The organism is Mycolicibacterium chubuense, assembly GCF_001044255.1.
GTDB classification, from domain to species: domain Bacteria; phylum Actinomycetota; class Actinomycetes; order Mycobacteriales; family Mycobacteriaceae; genus Mycobacterium; species Mycobacterium chubuense.
Genome location: NZ_JYNX01000084.1, coordinates 1 through 17,574, shown reverse-complemented (window position 1 = coordinate 17,574; position 17,574 = coordinate 1). Strand labels below are relative to the sequence as shown.

At 70.1% G+C, this 17,574-nt stretch carries 21 protein-coding genes; 12 read left to right on the top strand and 9 right to left on the bottom strand.

Going from position 1 to position 17,574, the window contains the following annotated elements; translation table 11 throughout:
- The first annotated feature begins 143 nt into the window (after nucleotides 1–143).
- From bfr to MCHUDSM44219_RS26220, 5 genes are read left to right on the top strand one after another with little or no spacing between them, the layout of a single operon-like run.
- Nucleotides 144–623 carry a bacterioferritin gene (gene bfr / locus MCHUDSM44219_RS26240; protein ID WP_048421208.1) on the top strand — a complete coding sequence of 160 codons (480 nt, stop codon included), beginning with the start codon at nucleotides 144–146 and terminating at the stop codon, nucleotides 621–623.
- A gap of 43 nt (nucleotides 624–666) precedes the next feature.
- On the top strand, nucleotides 667–1,149 hold the full coding sequence (locus MCHUDSM44219_RS26235) for a carboxymuconolactone decarboxylase family protein (protein WP_048421207.1): 483 nt from the start codon (nucleotides 667–669) through the stop codon (nucleotides 1,147–1,149).
- A gap of 21 nt (nucleotides 1,150–1,170) precedes the next feature.
- A complete protein-coding gene (locus MCHUDSM44219_RS26230; protein WP_048421206.1) occupies nucleotides 1,171–2,532 on the top strand; it encodes a type I glutamate--ammonia ligase in 1,362 nt (453 codons plus the stop codon).
- 44 nt (nucleotides 2,533–2,576) lie between these two features.
- Nucleotides 2,577–2,918 carry an ArsR/SmtB family transcription factor gene (locus MCHUDSM44219_RS26225; protein WP_109777989.1) on the top strand — a complete coding sequence of 114 codons (342 nt, stop codon included), beginning with the start codon at nucleotides 2,577–2,579 and terminating at the stop codon, nucleotides 2,916–2,918.
- A gap of 2 nt (nucleotides 2,919–2,920) precedes the next feature.
- Nucleotides 2,921–3,409, top strand: a complete 489-nt coding sequence (locus MCHUDSM44219_RS26220; protein ID WP_048421238.1) for an SRPBCC family protein — start codon at nucleotides 2,921–2,923, stop codon at nucleotides 3,407–3,409.
- Here MCHUDSM44219_RS26220 and MCHUDSM44219_RS26215 read toward each other — a convergent pair.
- The 3 genes from MCHUDSM44219_RS26215 to MCHUDSM44219_RS26205 are packed head-to-tail and all read right to left on the bottom strand — an operon-like array spanning nucleotide 3,406 to nucleotide 7,418.
- Nucleotides 3,406–5,169: an N-acyl-D-amino-acid deacylase family protein gene (locus MCHUDSM44219_RS26215; RefSeq protein ID WP_048421204.1), complete on the bottom strand. Its 1,764-nt coding sequence runs from the start codon at nucleotides 5,167–5,169 to the stop codon at nucleotides 3,406–3,408. The two genes, MCHUDSM44219_RS26220 and MCHUDSM44219_RS26215, sit on opposite strands and share 4 nt — an antisense overlap.
- Nucleotides 5,170–5,179: 10 nt before the next feature.
- Entirely contained in the window at nucleotides 5,180–5,623 is a 444-nt protein-coding gene (locus tag MCHUDSM44219_RS26210) for a nuclear transport factor 2 family protein (protein WP_082162410.1), read from the bottom strand.
- Between the two features lie 4 nt (nucleotides 5,624–5,627).
- On the bottom strand, nucleotides 5,628–7,418 hold the full coding sequence (locus MCHUDSM44219_RS26205) for an N-acyl-D-amino-acid deacylase family protein (RefSeq protein WP_082162409.1): 1,791 nt from the start codon (nucleotides 7,416–7,418) through the stop codon (nucleotides 5,628–5,630).
- Nucleotides 7,419–7,523: 105 nt separating this feature from the next.
- Here MCHUDSM44219_RS26205 and MCHUDSM44219_RS26200 point away from each other — a divergent pair, with 105 nt between their 5' ends.
- The 4 genes from MCHUDSM44219_RS26200 (at nucleotide 7,524) to MCHUDSM44219_RS26185 (ending at nucleotide 10,647) form a co-directional block, all read left to right on the top strand.
- Nucleotides 7,524–8,450, top strand: coding sequence for a dienelactone hydrolase family protein (locus MCHUDSM44219_RS26200; protein WP_048421201.1), 927 nt, complete (start codon nucleotides 7,524–7,526; stop codon nucleotides 8,448–8,450).
- 90 nt (nucleotides 8,451–8,540) lie between these two features.
- Nucleotides 8,541–9,647 (top strand): glycosyltransferase, encoded by a 1,107-nt coding sequence (locus MCHUDSM44219_RS26195; RefSeq protein ID WP_048421200.1) that lies wholly within the window; start codon nucleotides 8,541–8,543, stop codon nucleotides 9,645–9,647.
- Nucleotides 9,648–9,684: 37 nt separating this feature from the next.
- Nucleotides 9,685–10,080 carry a hypothetical protein gene (locus MCHUDSM44219_RS26190; RefSeq protein WP_048421237.1) on the top strand — a complete coding sequence of 132 codons (396 nt, stop codon included), beginning with the start codon at nucleotides 9,685–9,687 and terminating at the stop codon, nucleotides 10,078–10,080.
- Between the two features lie 90 nt (nucleotides 10,081–10,170).
- The gene (locus tag MCHUDSM44219_RS26185; RefSeq protein ID WP_048421199.1) at nucleotides 10,171–10,647 is read left to right on the top strand and encodes a hypothetical protein; all 477 of its coding nucleotides are present in this window, start codon (nucleotides 10,171–10,173) and stop codon (nucleotides 10,645–10,647) included.
- Here the strand turns inward: MCHUDSM44219_RS26185 and MCHUDSM44219_RS26180 are convergent.
- From MCHUDSM44219_RS26180 to MCHUDSM44219_RS26165, 4 genes are read right to left on the bottom strand one after another with little or no spacing between them, the layout of a single operon-like run.
- Complete coding sequence (locus MCHUDSM44219_RS26180; RefSeq protein ID WP_048421198.1) at nucleotides 10,644–11,942, bottom strand: cytochrome P450; 1,299 nt, start codon at nucleotides 11,940–11,942, stop codon at nucleotides 10,644–10,646. The two genes, MCHUDSM44219_RS26185 and MCHUDSM44219_RS26180, sit on opposite strands and share 4 nt — an antisense overlap.
- Before the next feature lie 17 nt (nucleotides 11,943–11,959).
- Complete coding sequence (locus MCHUDSM44219_RS26175; RefSeq protein WP_048421197.1) at nucleotides 11,960–12,355, bottom strand: hypothetical protein; 396 nt, start codon at nucleotides 12,353–12,355, stop codon at nucleotides 11,960–11,962.
- A gap of 18 nt (nucleotides 12,356–12,373) precedes the next feature.
- Nucleotides 12,374–12,826 (bottom strand): SRPBCC family protein, encoded by a 453-nt coding sequence (locus tag MCHUDSM44219_RS26170; protein ID WP_048421236.1) that lies wholly within the window; start codon nucleotides 12,824–12,826, stop codon nucleotides 12,374–12,376.
- Between the two features lie 15 nt (nucleotides 12,827–12,841).
- Nucleotides 12,842–13,051: an Rv3202a family protein gene (locus MCHUDSM44219_RS26165; RefSeq protein ID WP_048421196.1), complete on the bottom strand. Its 210-nt coding sequence runs from the start codon at nucleotides 13,049–13,051 to the stop codon at nucleotides 12,842–12,844.
- A 200-nt stretch (nucleotides 13,052–13,251) separates the two neighbouring features.
- Between MCHUDSM44219_RS26165 and MCHUDSM44219_RS26160 the strand changes: the two genes are divergently transcribed.
- The gene (locus tag MCHUDSM44219_RS26160; protein WP_048421195.1) at nucleotides 13,252–14,136 is read left to right on the top strand and encodes a cyclopropane mycolic acid synthase family methyltransferase; all 885 of its coding nucleotides are present in this window, start codon (nucleotides 13,252–13,254) and stop codon (nucleotides 14,134–14,136) included.
- On the opposite strand, the gene speB is transcribed toward MCHUDSM44219_RS26160, so the two are convergent.
- On the bottom strand, nucleotides 14,123–15,184 hold the full coding sequence (gene speB / locus MCHUDSM44219_RS26155; protein WP_048421194.1) for an agmatinase: 1,062 nt from the start codon (nucleotides 15,182–15,184) through the stop codon (nucleotides 14,123–14,125). The genes MCHUDSM44219_RS26160 and speB overlap by 14 nt on opposite strands.
- Before the next feature lie 18 nt (nucleotides 15,185–15,202).
- A complete protein-coding gene (locus MCHUDSM44219_RS26150) occupies nucleotides 15,203–15,628 on the bottom strand; it encodes an acyl-CoA thioesterase (protein ID WP_048421193.1) in 426 nt (141 codons plus the stop codon).
- Nucleotides 15,629–15,662: 34 nt separating this feature from the next.
- On the opposite strand from MCHUDSM44219_RS26150, the gene MCHUDSM44219_RS26145 reads away from it, so the two are divergent.
- Together MCHUDSM44219_RS26145 and MCHUDSM44219_RS26140 are read left to right on the top strand one after the other, a co-directional pair.
- On the top strand, nucleotides 15,663–16,613 hold the full coding sequence (locus tag MCHUDSM44219_RS26145) for a threonine ammonia-lyase (protein WP_048421192.1): 951 nt from the start codon (nucleotides 15,663–15,665) through the stop codon (nucleotides 16,611–16,613).
- A 94-nt stretch (nucleotides 16,614–16,707) separates the two neighbouring features.
- Nucleotides 16,708–17,574 (top strand): DUF7159 family protein (locus MCHUDSM44219_RS26140; RefSeq protein WP_048421191.1); only part of this gene is annotated, 867 nt, incomplete at its 3' end.

Sequence of the window (17,574 nt, the reverse complement as noted above, 5' to 3'; positions counted from 1 at the left end):
AGTCTATCCTTACCTGGCGTCGGCAGTCCAGGTCGGCGGACACAGCACCAATGGTGCGCGTGCGCTCTGGGCGGTGCACTAGATTGAACGTGCTCAGCCCACAGCCCGTTTCCGACGATTCACCAGCGTTCGAGGAGCCGACCATGCAAGGCGATCCCGAGGTTCTGAAGTTGCTCAACGAGCAGCTGACGAGCGAACTCACGGCGATCAACCAGTACTTCCTGCACTCCAAGATGCAGGACAATTGGGGCTTCACCGAACTCGCGGCGCACACCCGCAAGGAATCGTTCGAGGAGATGGTTCATGCGGAGAAGATCACCGACCGCATCCTGCTCCTGGACGGGCTGCCCAACTACCAGCGGCTGTTCTCCCTGCGCGTCGGCCAGACCGTGCGCGAACAGTTCGAGGCCGATCTCGCGATCGAGCACGAGGTGGTCGCCCGGCTGAGGCCCGGCGTCATCATGTGCCGCGAGAAGGGCGACGCCACGTCGGCGAACCTCTTCGAGGAGATCCTGGCCGACGAAGAGCTTCACATCGACTACCTCGAGACCCAGCTCGAGCTGATGAACAAGCTCGGCGAGGAGCTCTACCTCGCTCAGTGCGTGTCGCGGCCGCCGCAGTAGTCAACCGGCCCGGCCGGGAACTGGAACACGTTACAATCCGGCCATGAGCCGAATCGGGGATTTCGCCGACGACGACGTGACCGGTTTCGCGGTGACCTCACCGGAGTTGGGCACCGCGATGGCGAAGTTCAGCCATGCGGTCTACGAGAAGAACCGGTTGCCGATGCGCACCCGGGAGGCCGCGCGGATCGTCATCGCGCTCGCCAACGAGTGCGTGACGTGTCAGAACACCCGTGACACCGAGGGCGAGGCGAACGGCATCACCGAGGAGTTCTACGACTACGCCGCGCAGTGGCGGACCTGGCCGGGGTACAGCGACGCCGAGCGCATCGCGATGGAGTTCGCGCACCGGTTCGCCACCGACCACACGGGGTTGCGGGACGACGAGGACTTCTGGGCGCGCGCCAAGGAGCAATTCGACGACGCACTGCTCACCGACCTCGCCATCTCCTGCGCGATGTGGGTGGGGATGGGCCGGATGCTGAGCACCCTCGACATCGGACAGGCCTGCAAGATCACGCTGTAAAGCGGATCGGTCGACGGCAGAATGGCCGGCATGCCCGCCAAACCGCTCGCCGCCGCGGCGATCGCCCAGCTCGAATCCGACGGAGTCGCCACCCTGATCGGCACTGTGGTCAACCCGGCGGGTCTGATCCACGCCAAGACGATCCCGCTGCGCCGGATGGGCTCCTTCGCCGATCCCGGCCTCGGCGCCAGCCCGGTCTGGCACGTCTTCGCCATCGACCAGGCCGGCATCGTGTTCAGCGCCGCCACCGGCGTCGTCGGTGATCAGCGCATCCGCATCGATCTCGGCGCGCTGCGCATCCTCGGTGACGGATTGGCCTGGGCGCCGGGCGATTTCTTCGACCAGCACGGCGAGCCCGATCCGTTCTGCACCCGCGGCACGCTGCGTCGCGTCGAGGACCGGCTCGCCGGCGCGGGACTCGACGCGGTGGTGGGGCACGAGATCGAGTTCGTGCTGGTCGGGCCCGACGGCAGCGCGCTGCCCCGCCACCTGTGGGCGCAGTACGGACTGGCCGGTGTCCTGGAGTTCGAGGGGTTCGTCCGTGACGTGACGGCGGCCGCGACCGCCTCCGGTGTCGCCATCGAGCAGTTCCATCCCGAGTACGGCGCCAACCAGTTCGAGATCTCGCTGGCCCCGCAGAAGCCCGTCGCGGCCGCCGACCACGTGACGCTGATGCGCATCATCATCGGCCGGGTGGCCCGCAAGTACGGCGTGCGAGTGAGCCTGTCGCCGGTGCCGTTCGCAAGAAGTGTCGGTTCCGGTGCGCACCAACACTTCTCGCTGACCCGCGACGAGGTCCCGGTGTTCTCCGGCGGTGACGGTCCAGCCGGTATGACGGGGGAGGGGGCCGCGGCGGTGGCCGGGGTGCTGGCCGGGCTGGCCGAGGCGCAGGGAGTGCTGAGCGGATCGATCCTGTCGGGGCTGCGAATACAGCCGGGCAGTTGGGCCGGCGCGTATGCGTGCTGGGGCACCGAGAACCGGGAAGCCGCGGTGCGGTTCCTGACCGCCGGGCCGGCGAACCCCCACGGCGCCAACGTCGAGGTCAAGATCATCGACCCGTCGGCCAACCCCTACCTCGCCTCCGCGGCGATCCTGGGCCTGGCCCTCGACGGCATCGAGCGGGGCCTGCCACTGCCCGCCGAGGTGACAGTGGACCCGTCGTCGCTGTCGGAGGCGCAGCGCGCCGAGGCGGGCATCACCGTGCTGGGGACCGATCAGACCGCGACGCTCGACGCACTCGACAGGTCGGCGCTGATGCGCGGCATCCTCGGCGGCCCGGTGGTCGACGCCGTGGTCGGCGTGCGGCGCTACGAACAGGAGAAGTACGGCGAATTGAACGCCGACGAGTTGGCGGAGAAGTTCCGGCTCGCCTGGAGCGTGTAGCCACCCCTTGACAACCTACAACCGTTCGGTTGTATGTTGAGGACGTGATCGTCCTCGACGAAGACCGCACCGACGCGCTGTTCCATGCGTTGGCCGACCGGACCCGGCGCGACATCCTGCGCCGGGTGCTGGCGGGGGAGCACTCGGTCTCCGCGCTCGCGGCCGGCTACGACATGAGTTTCGCCGCCGTGCAGAAGCACGTCGCCGTGCTCGACCGGGCCGGGCTGATCACCAAACGGCGGCGCGGCCGCGAGCAACTGGCCAGCGGCGACGTGACCGCGGTCCGGTCGGTGGCCTCGCTGCTGGCCGAGCTGGAACAGGTGTGGCGCGGCCGTGTCGCGCGCATCGACGATCTGATCGCATCCGAGAACGCACAGGAGGAATGACCATGCCCGTCACCGACGTCCACCACGACCTGGACACCAGGACCCTGACCATCGTCGCCGACTTCGCCGCCCCCGTCGAGCGCATCTGGCAGATCTACGCCGATCCGCGCCAACTCGAGAAGATCTGGGGGCCACCGGAATACCCCGCGACGGTGGTCGACCACGACCTGCGTCCCGGAGGCCGGGTGACGTATTACATGACCGGTCCCGAGGGTGACAAGTACGCCGGCTACTGGGACGTCACGGCGGTCGACGAGCCGCACGGCTTCTCCTTCAACGACGGGTTCGCCGACATGGATTTCACCCCCAATCCCGATCTGCCGGTATCGAAGACCGTGTTCACTTTCCGCGCCCACGACGGCGGCACCCGGTCGACGTTCGTCAGCACCTACGACTCCGCCGAGGCGCTGCAGCAGGTGCTGGACATGGGCATGGCCGAGGGCGCGACGTCGGCGATCAACCAGATCGACGAGCTGCTGGTGGCGTCCTAGCGCACGCCGCGGATCAGCCGGCCCGGCCGGGTCCCGGTGTCGGCGCCATGCCGGCGGGTCACGATCCCGCTGACCACCGTCGCGTCGTAGCCGGAGGCGCCCTGGATCAGGCGGCGGCCACCGGCGGGCAGGTCGTAGGCCATGCGCGGCACGTCCAGCCGCAGCGCGTCCATGTCGATCACGTTCAGGTCGGCCTTGCGGCCCTGGGCGATCACGCCACGGTCGGACAACCCGAAAAGCGTCGCGGTGTCGAGGGTCTGCTTGCGTACCACGTACTCGAGGGAGAACTTCGGGCCGCGGTGGCGGTCCCGCGCCCAGTGGGTCAGCAGGAAGGTGGGGTAGGAGGCGTCGCAGATCAGGCCGCAGTGCGCGCCACCGTCGGAGAGCCCTGACACGGCCGCCGGGTGGGTCATCATCTCGTAGATGGCGTCGTGATTGCCCTCGGCGTAGTTGAAGAACGGCAGCATGAGCATCGCGGTGCCGCCGGAGTCGAGCATCAGGTCGTACATCGTCGCGAGCGGATCCTCGCCACGGCGGGCGGCGATGGCGGCCACCGTCATGTCCGGTGTCGGTTCGTAGTCCGGCGGGTCGCCGATCGGGAAGATCTTGTCGACGCTGTACTGGATCAGCGCGTACAGCCCGTCGAACATCGGCACCGGCTGCGGCGGCAGATCCGTCTCGGACAGGATGGCCGCCCGCACCGCCGGATCGGCCAGCCGTGCCATCAGATCGGCGTGCTCGAGCTCGGCCTTCAGTTTCCGGTAGGTGGGGCGGTGGGTGAACGCGTGATAGCCGGTGAAGCCGAACAGCATCCCGAACGGCCGGGCGGCGAACTGCGCGTACAGCGCGATGCCCTGATCCAGTGCGGCGCCGGCCCGTTCGAGCTGACGCCGCCACAGATCGGGCGCGCCGCCGGTCTGGATCATCGTGAACGACACGGGCCGCTCGATCTCGGCGGACAGCTTCGTCATCCAGTCGAGTTCGCGCATCGTCGCTTCGGCCGGGCTCTCGCCGGCGGTGCCCTGCGGGGACACCTCGAACACAGCCTGACCGCCGGCGGCCATCGCGCGGCCCAGCCCGAACAGTTCGGCCTCGGCGGCGTAGGTCCCGGGCACGGGCTCGCCGTCGATGGCGCGGTGCGCCTCCGTGCGAGATGTGGAGAAGCCCAGCGCGCCGGCCTCGATCGCCTCGGTGACGATGCGGGCCATCGCGGCGATGTCGTCGTCGGTGGCCTCTTCGTTGCGGGCGCCGCGTTCGCCCATCGCGTAGCCGCGGACCGCGCCGTGCGCCACCTGGGTTCCGTAATCAACGGCCAGAGAACGCTTTTCGATCGCGTCGAGGTATTCGGGGAAGCTCTCCCACTGCCAGGTGATGCCCTCGGCCAGCGCGCTGCCCGGGATGTCCTCTACACCCTCCATCAGCTCGATGAGCCACTGTTCGCGGCCCGGCCGCACCGGGGCGAAGCCGACCCCGCAGTTCCCGCTGACCACCGTCGTCACCCCGTGCAGGCTCGACGGTTCCAGCGTGTCGTCCCAGCTGACCTGGCCGTCGTAGTGGGTGTGCACGTCCACGAATCCCGGGGTGACGAACCGGCCGGTCGCATCGATGTGCTCGGCGGCGTCGGCGCTCAGCCCGTCGTCATCGCCGCTGCGCCGGCGCACCTCGACGATCCGGCCGTCCTTGACCCCGATGTCGGCGCGGAAGCGCTCGGCGCCGGTGCCGTCGACGACCGTGCCGCCCGTGATCTTCAGGTCCAGCATCGGTCCTCCTCTAGACGAGGCCGGTCGCGTCGAACACCCACGACATGTCGGCGGTGGCGAAGTCTTCCATCCAGGTGGGCGGCGCGTGGTTGGCCAGCGCGCCCATGTCCCAGTAGTCCTTCCACAGCGTGATCTTCCCGTCGGCGACCCGGTGCACCGAGACGAACTGCAGCACCGCGGATTCCCCTGTGGCCCAGTGCCATTCCTCATGGTGCTCGTACATCAGGTCGGTGCCGTTGCTCACCATCAGGCCCGGGAAGTTCTCGTAGGACGCCAACGGCTCCAGGCCGATCTTGAGCCGCTTGACGATGTCGTCGGGGCCGCGGGCGGCCGCGGCCGGGCCGACGGGCATGTCGAGGTAGATGCAGTCCGGCGACAGGTAGGTTTTCAGGTGCTCCCAGTCGCGCGCCGAGAGCGCCGCCCACATGCCCTCGACGACCTTCTCAACCGGCATGGGCTCAACCGGCATGGGTCAGTGCGCCTTCCTGCGCCGGAAGCGCCGGCGCCTTGTGGGCCGCGCGCAGGAACCGGCCGGTGCGGCGGGTGCCGACGAGCGGGCTGGCTTCACCCTCGCGGAACACGGCGCGTCCGCCGACGAACACCGCGGTCACGGTGGCGTCGTTGCGGTTGACCATCCGGGAGAGCCCGCCGTACTGGTCCACCGCCGCCTCGGCGTAGTCGTCGAGCGACGCGTCGAGACGTTCCGGGTCGAGGACGACGACGTCGGCGCGATCACCGACGCGCAGGTGTCCGGCGTCGATGCGGTACCAGTCCGCCAGTTCGCCGGTCAGCCGGTGCACGGCCTGCTCGATGGTCATGAACGGGGTGCCCGCGCGGTCGGCGTCGCGCACGTGCCGCAGCAGGCGAAGCCCCATGTTGTAGAACGCCATGTTGCGCAGGTGCGCGCCGGCATCGGAGAAGCCCATCTGCACGCCCGGGTCGCGGGCCAGCATCTTGAGCACCTCGGGCCGGTGGTTGGAGATCGTGGTGTGCCAGCGCAGTGCGGTGCCGTGCTCGAGCACCAGGTCGAGGAACGCATCCACCGGGTGCAGGCCCCCGCGGTCGCGGCCGACCTGCCCGAACGACTTGCCGATCACCGAGGCGTCCGGGCAGCCGACGATCTCGGCGTCGAAGAAATCGCGGTGCCACACCCGCATGCCGAACTTCGCGTCGTAGTCCTGGCGGAACCGGCGCCGGTAGGTCTCGTCGCGCAGCAGCGCGTTGCGTTCCACCTCGTCGCGCAGGTGCAGCGCCGCCGCGCCGGCCCCGAACTCCTCGAAGATCACCAGGTCGATGCCGTCGGCGTACACCTCGAACGGCACCGGCAGGTGCTGCCAGCGGAAGTCCCCGCCGAGGCGGTTGACCAGCTTGGCCAGCGGACCCAGGATCTTGATCGCCAGCGGGTTGGACTTGACGTCGGCCGCCGAGAGCAGGCTGGTCTTGAGCGGGTTGCGCAGCACGCCCAGCGACTGGAACGCCTGGGAGCCGATGTTGAGGGGATTCTGGATGTCGGGTCCGGACTGCAGCACCCGGCCCGAGCGGCGCAGCAGCGACTTCAGCCGGCGCAGCTCCCGGGGCTTGGCGTAGGTCGACGGCAGAGTGCGCGAGCGGCAGACCTCCCCGTCGAGCTTGTCGAAAAGCAGTTGCTGAGAGGACATTCCGACGAAGCCGGCGCGCAGCGCTTCGGCGAGCATGCGCTCCATCTGCGCCTGCTCGGCCCGGGTCGGGCGCTCGTCGCGGCGGGTCGCGCGGTCCAGACCCATGGTCGCGGCTCGCATGTCCGAATGCCCGATGAAGGCGGCGATGTTGGGGCCCAGCGGGCGGTCCTCCAGCGCGGCGATGTACTCCTCGCCGTTGGTCCAGGTCTTGTGCCGTTCGATCGCGTCGATGACGTGCTCGCGGGGGATCGCCTCGACCCGGCCGAAGATGTCTCCGGCATCGGGGCCGTCGACGTAGAGGGTGGACAGGGAGCACGAGCCGAGCAGCACGGTGGTGACGCCGTGACGCAGCGACTCGGCCAGCGCGGGCCCGCCGAGCACCTCGATGTCGTAGTGGGTGTGGATGTCGAGCATGCCGGGCAGCACCCATTTCCCGGACGCGTCGATCACCTCCGCGGCGTCGGCGCCGGCGAGGTCGTCCTCGGTGATGACCGCGACATGACCGTCTTTGATGCCGATCGTGCGGATCGCCGACGGGGCGCCGGTGCCGTCGAACCAGCGGCCGTTGCGGATGATCGTGTCGTAGCTCACAGCACTGCTCACGCCCCCATCGAACAGGGCGACACGACAGGTGTCAACGAAATCGTGAACAGATCTCGCTGAGTGTCTACCCGCGGTCGGCGCATAATCGAGCAGGTGACGCCGCTACAGCGCTACATCGCCGAAGAGATCGCCACCGACCACGTCGACGGCCTGCTGTCCCGGCGGGAGGCCTTGCGCCGGCTGGGCCTGCTGGGAATGGGGGCGGCCAGCGCATCAGCGCTGATCGCCGCCTGCGCCGACACCAAGCAGAGCGACGGGTCGACGTCCGAGAGCCCGACCCCGCCGCCGTCGTCGTCTCCGTCCGCGGCCAAGCCGGTGCCGCCGGGGATGGCCGATGCGCTGCCCACCGCGCCGGTGACGTGGGCGGGTCCGGCGGGGCAGCTGCAGGGCGCGTGGGCCGAGGCGCCCGACGCGCGGGGCGGCCTGCTGGTGATCCACGAGAACAAGGGGCTGACCGACTGGGTGCGCTCGGTCGCGGGCCGGCTGGCCGGCGCCGGTTACTCGAGTCTGGCCGTCGACCTGCTCTCCGGGAACGGCGGCACCGCGACGTTCGCCGACCCCGCGGCGGCGACGGCCGCGCTGGGGAACCGCCCGCCCGAGGCCATGGTCGCCGACCTGACCTCCGGCATCGCCGAGCTGCAGCGCCGCACCCCGGGGCGCAAGGTCGCCGCGATCGGGTTCTGCATGGGCGGCGGTCTGGTGTGGCGGCTGCTCGACAGCGGGGTGCCGCAGCTGGCCGCGGCGTTCCCCTTCTACGGACCCACCCCCGACGATCCCGACTTCTCGGGGTCGAAAGGCGTGGCCGTGCTCGGCTTCTACGGCGCACTCGATCAGCGCGTCAACGCCACCGAACCGGCGGCCCGCGCCGCGCTGGAGAAAGCCGGCCTGGTGCACGAACTCGTGACCGAACCCGACGCGAACCACGCGTTCTTCAACGACACCGGCGACCGATTCGACCAGGCCGCCGCCGACGATGCGTGGCGCCGGACGCTGGACTGGCTGACCGTGCACGTCGGCTGACACTGGCGCGGGCGAAGACGCAACCTGCTGTTCGGCGACGCGCCGACCCGCCGTTGCCCGTCGCACATCCCCGCGGGTTCTCATGCAGCCATGCGGGTCGTGCAGGTGGCGAACTTCTACGGGCCCCGGTCCGGCGGCCTGCGCACCGCGGTGGACCGGCTCGGCGCCGAGTACTGCGCGGCCGGCCACCGCGTGTTCCTCATCGTGCCCGGCCGACGCCACGAATCCACCACGCTGCCCAGCGGCGTCGTGCGGATCAGTCTGCCCGCCAGGCTGATTCCGTTCACCGGGGGATACCGCGCGGTGTCGCCGCGGCCCGTCACCGCGCTGCTCGAGCAGTTGGCCCCCGACGCGCTGGAGGTGTCCGACCGGCTCACACTGCGCTCGCTGGGACCGTGGGGCCGCGCACACGGCGTGTCGACGGTGATGATCTCCCACGAACGGCTCGACCGGCTCGTCGGACAGATCCTGCCGCGACCGTGGGCCAGGACCGTCGCCGACGCCGCCAACCGGCGCACCGCCGCCAACTACGACGTCGTGGTCTGCACCACCGCGTTCGCCCGGGCGGAGTTCGACCGGATCGGGGCGTCGAATCTGGTGACGGTGCCGCTGGGCGGCGACCTCGACCAGTTCCACCCGCGGCGCCGGTCGGCGGCGATGCGTGAGCGGTGGGCCCGCCCCGGCCAGACCCTGCTGGTGCACTGCGGGCGGCTCTCGGTCGAGAAGCATCCGCACCGCAGCATCGATACTGTTGCGGCGCTGCGGCGTTCGGGGGTCGACGCGCGGCTGGTGGTGGTCGGCGAGGGGCCGTTGCGCGCCCGGCTGCAGCGGCAGGCCGACGGACTGCCCGTCGACTTCACCGGCTACATCGGGTGCCGCGACACCGTGGCCACGATTCTCGCCAGCGCCGACATCGCGCTGGCCCCGGGCCCGCACGAGACGTTCGGGCTCGCGGCGCTCGAGGCGCTGGCGTGCGGGACCCCGGCGGTGGTGTCCCGCACCTCGGCGCTGGCCGAGATCCTCACCCACGACAGCGGCGCGACCGCCGACAACGACCCGCGGGCCATCGCGCATGCCGTCACCGCGGTCATGAGCCGACCGGAGCACCACCGGCGGCACAGTGCCCGCCGCCGGGCCGAGCAGTTCACTTGGCCGCGCTCGGCCGCCGGGATGCTCAGCGCACTGCGCGTCCATTAGCCGGTGCGCCGGCACCGCCGTGCCCTACGATCCCTGCATGATCCGCACGTTCGCCGTGGTGTCGGCCGCCGCGCTGCTGCTCGGCGCGACGGCGGTGGTCGCCGACGCGCAACCGGCGCCCGCGACCTGCGAATACGACCTCTCGCCCCCGAGCGTGGTCGCCGTGTCCGGCACCAATGTGGTGACGGCGACGGTCACGCCGAGAGCATGCGACGGCGCGGTCACCTTCCAGACCGTCGCCTGCATCCAGATGGCCGGCGGCACCGATGCCGGGATCTGCGCCCGGGGCGCCGGGATCCTCCCCGCGCAGGTCTTCTTCCAGCCCTACCGTCCCGGCACGGTCTACACCTCGACCGGACGCGGCTGCGCGTCGGCGGGGAATCCTCCGCAGACGTCCTGCCAGGAGAGTGGCCCGCTGACCGCCACGCTGTGAGCGGCGCGGTTTAGCTCCGCAGGCACTCGGGCATCCGACGATTCACGGGGTCGTCAATCATGACCGGCCCCCTCGAATCGAGGAGCCGGCATGGACAGCAACGTCATCGTCTGGATCGTGGTCGCCGTCGTCGCGATCATCGTCATCGCCCTGATCGTGGTCGCGGCGAAGAAGTCCCGCGACAAACGGCGCGCGCAGGAAGCCGACCGCATCCGCGAGGAGGTGCACCACGACAGCCAGCGGGTGCAGCGGCAGGCCGCGCTCGTCGAAGAGACCGAGGCCAAGGCTCGCGCCGCCAAGGCCGAGGCGGACGCCAAGGCCGCCGAGGCGGCTCGGCTCGCCGACACCGCTGCCGGCCGTCGCGACGCGCTGACCAGCTCACAGCAGCACATCGACGCCCGGCGCGAGCACGCCGACAATCTCGACCCGCGGGTCGATCACCGCGGCGACGACACCCGCGCCGATGACCCCCGTGCCGACGGTCACGTCGAGGGCGGCCGGCACGAGGGGCACCGCGCCGCGCCGGGTGACGCTCAGACGATGCGCCCCGACGTCACGCAGCGCTAACCGGCCGGCGTCCAGGCGACGGGCAGTCGCTTGATGCCGTGGATGAACGCCGAGTGCAACCGGTCGGGCTCCTCGATCGCTCGCAGGTCGGGGACCCGGCGGTGCAGCTCCTCGAACGCCACGGTGATCTCGCGGCGCGCGAGATTGGCCCCCAGGCAGAAGTGCGCACCGCCGCCGCCGAACCCGACGTGCGGGTTCGGGTGGCGGCGCACGTCGAACATCCACGGGTCGGCGAACTTCGACTCGTCGCGGTTGGCCGAGCCGTACCACATCGTCAGCTTGTCCCCGGCCGCGATACGCACCCCGCTCAACTCCACATCCCGCGTGGCCGTTCGCCGCATGTAGGCCACCGGCGACGCCCAGCGCACGATCTCCTCGACCGCCGTCGGGGCGATCGCCGCATAATCCGCCCACCACAGGTCGCGCTGCTCGGGATAGCGGCTGAGCGCGAGCACGCCGTGACTGATCGCATTGCGGGTCGTCTCGTTGCCGGCGACCACGAGCAGGATGAAGAACGACGCGACCTCGGCCGAGGTGAGCCGCTCGCCGTCGAGTTCGGCGGCCACCAGCGCGGTGGTGAGATCCTCCCCGGGATGCTCGCGCCGGTCGTCGGCCAACGCGGTCGCATAGGCGCCGATCGCCATCGCGACGGAGACGAACTCGTCGAAATCGGTGGCGATGTCCGGGTCACCGAATCCGAGGATCACGTTGGTCCAGTGGAAGATCCGCTGGTGGTCGTCCTCCGGGATACCCATCATGTCGCAGATGATCTGCAGCGGCAGCGGCCCGGCCAACTCGGCCACGATGTCGGCCCGCCCGTCCGGGTGCCGGCCCACCATATCGTCGACCAGCCGTCCGGCCCGCGCACGCACCGAATCTTCGATCAGCGCAAGCACTCTGGGGGTGAACGCGCTGCGCACGATGTTGCGCAGCCGGGTGTGGCGGGGATCGTCCATCGCGATCATCGAGCCGAAATACTCTGCCAGCTCCGGGGATTGGTCACCGACCACGATGCCCAGCGCCGAACTGAACAGCTCCGGATGCCTGCTGACGTAGAACACGTCGTCGTAGCGGGTCAGCGCCCAGTGCCCGGCCACCTCGGCCTCGCCGTCGGGGACGATCGCCTCGTGGAAGCTGATCGGGGCTTCGCGGCGCAGGGTGGCGAACGCACCGTCGCGGACATCGTCGTCGAGTCCCCAGAAATCCCACGATCCCAGGTCGACGTCGCCGAGCGCGACCTCGGGTGGGGGAGTTCCGTTCACCCGGGTCAGGTCACCGAGTTCCAGGCTGCTCATGCAACCCGAGAGTAGCCTCAGGGCCGCGCTTCATGGCCCTTTCTGCCGTGTGTGCGGCGGTCCTCTTTCATGCGCGCCTCGTGCAGGTGGCGTTCGCCACCGACGAGCTCGTCGCGCACGCGGCGCTCGTGGTCGCGGATCACCGTCCAGTAGGTGTCCTCGAACTCCTCGATGATCTGGAACGTCCACCGCCCCTCGAGGACATTGCGGCCCACCACCTCGGTCTCCAACCGGTCGGCGATCTCGTCGTGGCCGGCGTCGCGCAGCGCGTCGCACGCCTCGCCGAGCAGCAGGTCGGCGCGGCCCATCAGCTGGTGGAACGAATACAGATGGCCCCGCGCGCGTTCCACCCATTCCAGCGCTTCGGTCACCTTGCCGACGGCGTCGACCGTGGCATCGCTTGCGTCAGTCACGGCCGGAAGATACCCGGCTCACTCCTCGACTACCGCCTTGATTCTTTCGAGTGTCTTACGCATATCGCGCAGGTTGCGCCGTTTGCGTAGCTGGCCGCCGAGGACCGAGTACAGCGCCATCAACGGATTCTGGTCGAGACGGAAGGATTCGGTGACGTCGGTGCCCGACGCCGTCGGCGTCAGGCGATAGTGCCAGTTGTTGACCGCGCGGTCGCCGGCGAGTACCGCGAAGCCGAACTCACGCCCGGGGTCGCACGCGGTGACCCGGCACGTCGTCCAGTACACCGGGCCGATCTCGTTGCGCCGGACGTGGCCGCGGAAGCGAGCGCCCAGGGCGGGACCGGTGGCTCCGTCGAGCCATTCCGCCTCGAACGTCTCCGGCGAGAACCGGCCGGTGTTGCGGACGTCGGCGATCAGATCCCAGATCGCCTCGGCCGGCGCCGCCATCGACACCGTCACCGAACCCTGCATCGCAGCCATCGCGGGTCAGCGATCGAAGTCGTCGTCGTCGGGGACCTCGATCGCCTGCTCGATCAGGTCGGCCTCGTTGGCCTGCCAGTCCCGGTCGCCGGCGACCCGCGCCGCATCGCGCCAGGTGTCGCCGTCGGCGTCAGCGGCGGCGTCGACCGGGGTGAGCTGTTCGACGACGTCAGCCTCGGCGGCGTCGGGCAGCGGGTCGCGGTCGGGTGTCGTCATCACGGGTTGCCTCCGAGAGTCGGGGGAGCGGTCCCTTCACGATAGTTCGCCGGGTCATCGCCGTCCCCGCCGACGCCCGGCGATTCACGCCGGCCGAAGGCACTCGGGTACTGTGCGTACAACTGTGCTCCGACGAGACAGGCCCTCAAACCGCGCGGGGCCGCCCATCGACCAGCCCCCCAGATTCAAAGGTCAGTGATTTGCCAGACACCAGTAACAAGACCCAAGATCTGACACCGCATTTCGAGGACGTCCAGTCGCATTACGACCTCTCGGACGACTTCTACCGGCTGTTCCTCGACCCCACCCAGACCTACAGCTGCGCCTACTTCGAGCGCGACGACATGACCCTCGAAGAGGCCCAGCTGGCCAAGATCGACCTGTCGCTGGGCAAGCTCGGCCTCGAGCCCGGCATGACGCTGCTCGACGTGGGCTGCGGATGGGGCGCCACCATCAAGCGGGCCGTCGAGAAGTACGACGTCAACGTCGTCGGCCTCACGCTCAGCCGTAACCAGCAGGCCCACGTGCAGAAGGTGCTCGACGGCCTGGACAGCCCACGTACCAAGCGCGTGCTGCTGCAGGGCTGGGAGCAGTTCCACGAGCCCGTCGACCGCATCGTGTCGATCGGTGCGTTCGAGCACTTCGGCCGCGACCGCTACGACGACTTCTTCAGCAGGGCCTACGACGTGCTGCCCGCCGACGGCGTGATGATGCTGCACACCATCGTCAAGCCCGACGACGAGGAGTTCGCGGCGCGGAACCTGCCGGTCACGATGACCAAGATCAGGTTCTTCAAGTTCATCATGGACGAGATCTTCCCCGGCGGCGATCTGCCCCAGCCGGTCAAGGTGAAGACGCACGCGACCAAGGCCGGCTTCGGAGTCGGGCTGGTCCAGCCGCTGCGGCTGCACTACGCGCGCACCCTGGACCTGTGGGCCGCCGCACTGGAGGCCAACCGGGAACAGGCCATCGCGATCCAGTTCGAAGAGGTCTACGAGCGATACATGAAGTACCTGACCGGCTGCGCCGACCTGTTCCGCGACGGCTACACCGACATCTGCCAGTTCACCCTCACGAAGGCCTGAGGTAGGACCGGGCCGGCTGGCCCGGTTCCCCGCCGGCGGCATCGCGCCGCCGCGCCGCCATGCCCGCGAGGGCCTCGAACACCACCCGGTGCGCCGCGTTGACGGTCAGCTCGGCGTGGTCGTAGGCCGGTGCCACCTCGACCACGTCGACGCCCGCCACGTCGTGTTCGTAGCAGAGCTGGCGGACCATGCGCAGCAGGTCGGCGCTGGTGATGCCGCCCGGCTCCGGGGTCCCGGTGCCGGGGGCGTGCGCCGGGTCGAGCACGTCGATGTCGACGGACACGTACAACTTGTCGGCCTTGGCCAGCGCCTCGCCCACCGCGTCGGTCATCACGGCCTTGAACCCGCGCTCCCAGATCTCCTGCATGGTGTGCCAGGTCATCTTCTGTTCCTGCATCCACTCGAAGGTGTCCTGCGGCGGCCAGTAGCCCCGCAGCCCGACCTGGACGAAGTGGGAGCCGGGAACGGCGCCGGACTCGATGAGCCGGCGCATCGGGGTGCCGTGGCTGGCCAGGTTGCCCTCGATCTCGTCGGCGGTGTCGGCGTGCGCGTCGAAGTGCACGATGCCGACGTTGCCGTAGCCGTGCACGTCGGCCACCGCGGTGGCGGCCGGCCACGTGATCGAGTGGTCGCCGCCGAGGATCACCGGGACGATGCCGCGGCTGGCGATCGCGTGCACGCGCTCCTTGATGTTGGCGTGCGACACCTCGGTCTGCCCGTGCGGACAGTAGGCGTCACCGAAGTCGACGACCTCCAGCCAGTCGAAGATCTCCAGGCCCAGATCCATGTGGTAGGTGCCGGGCTCATAGGCGGTGGCGCGGATCGCCCGCGGCCCGAACCGTGCTCCAGGCCGGTTCGTGGTCGCGATGTCGAACGGCGCGCCGACGATCGCGACGTCGGGTTTCCACGAATTGAGCTGCTCGGTCTCGGTCAGGAACGGGCGGTGCCCGAACGACGCCATTCCCGCGTAGGCCAGCTCGAGCTGCTCGAGCATGCCCGGGGGGAGCTCGCGGCGGGGTTCACCGTGGTGATCGTGATCGTGGCCCATGCGAGGAAACCGTACCGGTCATCGCCCGCCGGGACCGGTCAACGCCGAGCGCAGATCGTCGGGGACCGGCCGCTTGGCCCAGTCCTCGGTCGACACCACGACGTAGGTGTTCTGCCCGCGCACCGCGACCTGCTCCGCACCGTCGGCGGGATTGCGCCGCCACACCGAGAACGTCAGCGTGAAGCTGGTCGTGCCGACCCGGATGCACGCGGCGGTCACCCGTACGCTGTCGCGCCACCGCACCGGGGCGGCGAAGTCGATCTCGCTGTGCACGACCTGGAAGTCGTACCCGCCCGCCATCAGGTCGGGGTACGCGACCCCGCAGTGGTCGAGCAGACCGGTGCAGGCTTCGTCGAACCAGGTGAGGTAGTGGCCGTTGAACACGACGCCCTGCTGATCGACCTCGGCGTAGCGGGGCACGACCGGCAGCGAGAACTCGCTCATTCGGACGACCCTAGGGGTGCGGCAGACTCGGGCCATGCAGCTCGTCACGATCGATGACATCCGCTCCGCGGCGCACCGGATCCGCCCCCGCGTGGTGCGCACCCCGCTGGTGCCCGCGACCTGGGGCGACGACAACCGGCCGCTGTGGATCAAACCGGAGAACCTGCAGGCCGTCGGCGCGTTCAAGGTCCGCGGCGCGTTCAGCGCCCTCACCGCGCTGACCGGGCCGGTCGAGGATGTCGTGGCGTACTCCAGCGGCAACCACGCCCAGGCCGTCGCGTACGCCGCGGCCACCTTCGGGATGCGCGCGCACATCGTGATGCCGGAGGAGACGCCGGAGGTGAAGGTCGCCGCCACCCGGACGCACGGCGCACGGGTGGTGCTGTGCGGGGCCGGGCAGCGCGAGATGGTCGCCGCGGAGGTGGTCGCCGAGACGGGCGGGGTGATGATCCCGCCGTTCGACCATCCCCAGGTGATCGCGGGTCAGGGCACGATCGGCCTGGAGATCGCCGAGGACCTGCCCGAGGTCCGCACCGTCCTGATCCCGGTCAGTGGCGGCGGCCTCGCCTCCGGCGTCGGGGTGGCGATCCGGGCACTGTGCCCGCAGGCCGCGGTGTACGGCGTCGAGCCCGAACTCGCCGCCGACACCGCCGAGAGCCTGCGCACGGGCCGGCGCGCGGACTGGCCGGTGGCACAGCGCAACCGCACCATCGCCGACGGGTTGCGCTCGCAGCCGTCGGAGCTGACCTTCACACATCTGCAGCGCGTCCTGGACGGCGTGCTCACCGTGACCGAAGACGAAATCCGTTCCGCAGTAAGGGAATTCGCCCTGCGCGGGCATCTGGTGAGCGAACCCAGCGGCGCCGTCGCCCTGGCCGCCTACCGCCAGGGCGGGACCCCGCCGGGCCCGACCGCAGTGATCCTGTCGGGCGGCAACATCGAGCCGCGGTTGCTGACTGAGATTCTCGCCGGGAGAGCCGTTTGACGGGTGTGCAATACCACGCGCGGTGCGGGTAAGGTCACGGCGACATCGCGTCACGGGTCCGCCGGCGGACCGCGGACGCGCGAAGGAGTGGTTCGTGGACGCAGTGCTCGGCTTGTCGGTGACGTCATCGGCCGTCGGTCTGGTCCTGGTCGAGGGGCAGGACGCCGACAGCGCCGCGATGGACGGTGCGGGCTTCGAGGTGGCGACGTCGCAGCAGGCCGCCGACGCGGTGCGACGCACCGAGGCGATCGCCGCCCAGCGTGGCCGGCGGGTGCAGTCGATCGGCGTGACCTGGAGCGACGACGCCCACACCGAGGCGTCCCTGCTGCTCAAGTCGCTCAGCGACTCCGGCTTCGACAACATCGTGCCGGTCCGGCTGTCCGAGGCAACCGACGCGCTGGCGCGCGGTATCGCCGAGGTGATGGGCTACCACACCACCGCGGTGTGCGTGGTGGAGCCCGGCCAGCTCATCGCGCTCGTGGTCACCCCTGACGACGGCGCCGTCCAGACCGCCGTCAACAGCACCGTCGTCACCGAGGACGACCTGATCGGTTGGTTGAGCGCGGTGTTCACCCGCGCCGACTGGGAGCCCGAGGCGCTGGTGCTCGTGGGGTCGGTCGAGGACCTCGACGGGCTGGTGCCGGTGCTGGAGGATGCGCTCGCCGTGCCGGTGTTCTCGCCCGCCGAAGCCCAGTTGGCGCTGGCGCGCGGAGCGGCGCTCGCGTGTGCGCCCGCCGGCGAGGCCTTCTGGGCCGACGAGCGCGAACCCGCGCCGCCGAGCAGCCGTCGCCGCAACGAACGCTTCCTCAAGGCCGCCCCGGCGGTCATGCTGGCCACCGGCGCGGTCGCGTTCGTCGCCTCGGTGTCGGCCGCGCTGGGCCTGCAGTTCGCGCCCGACCGGCCGACGCCGCCGGTCCGCCCCGCCGCTGAGACTGTGGTGCCGGCGCCGAGGGCGACCCCG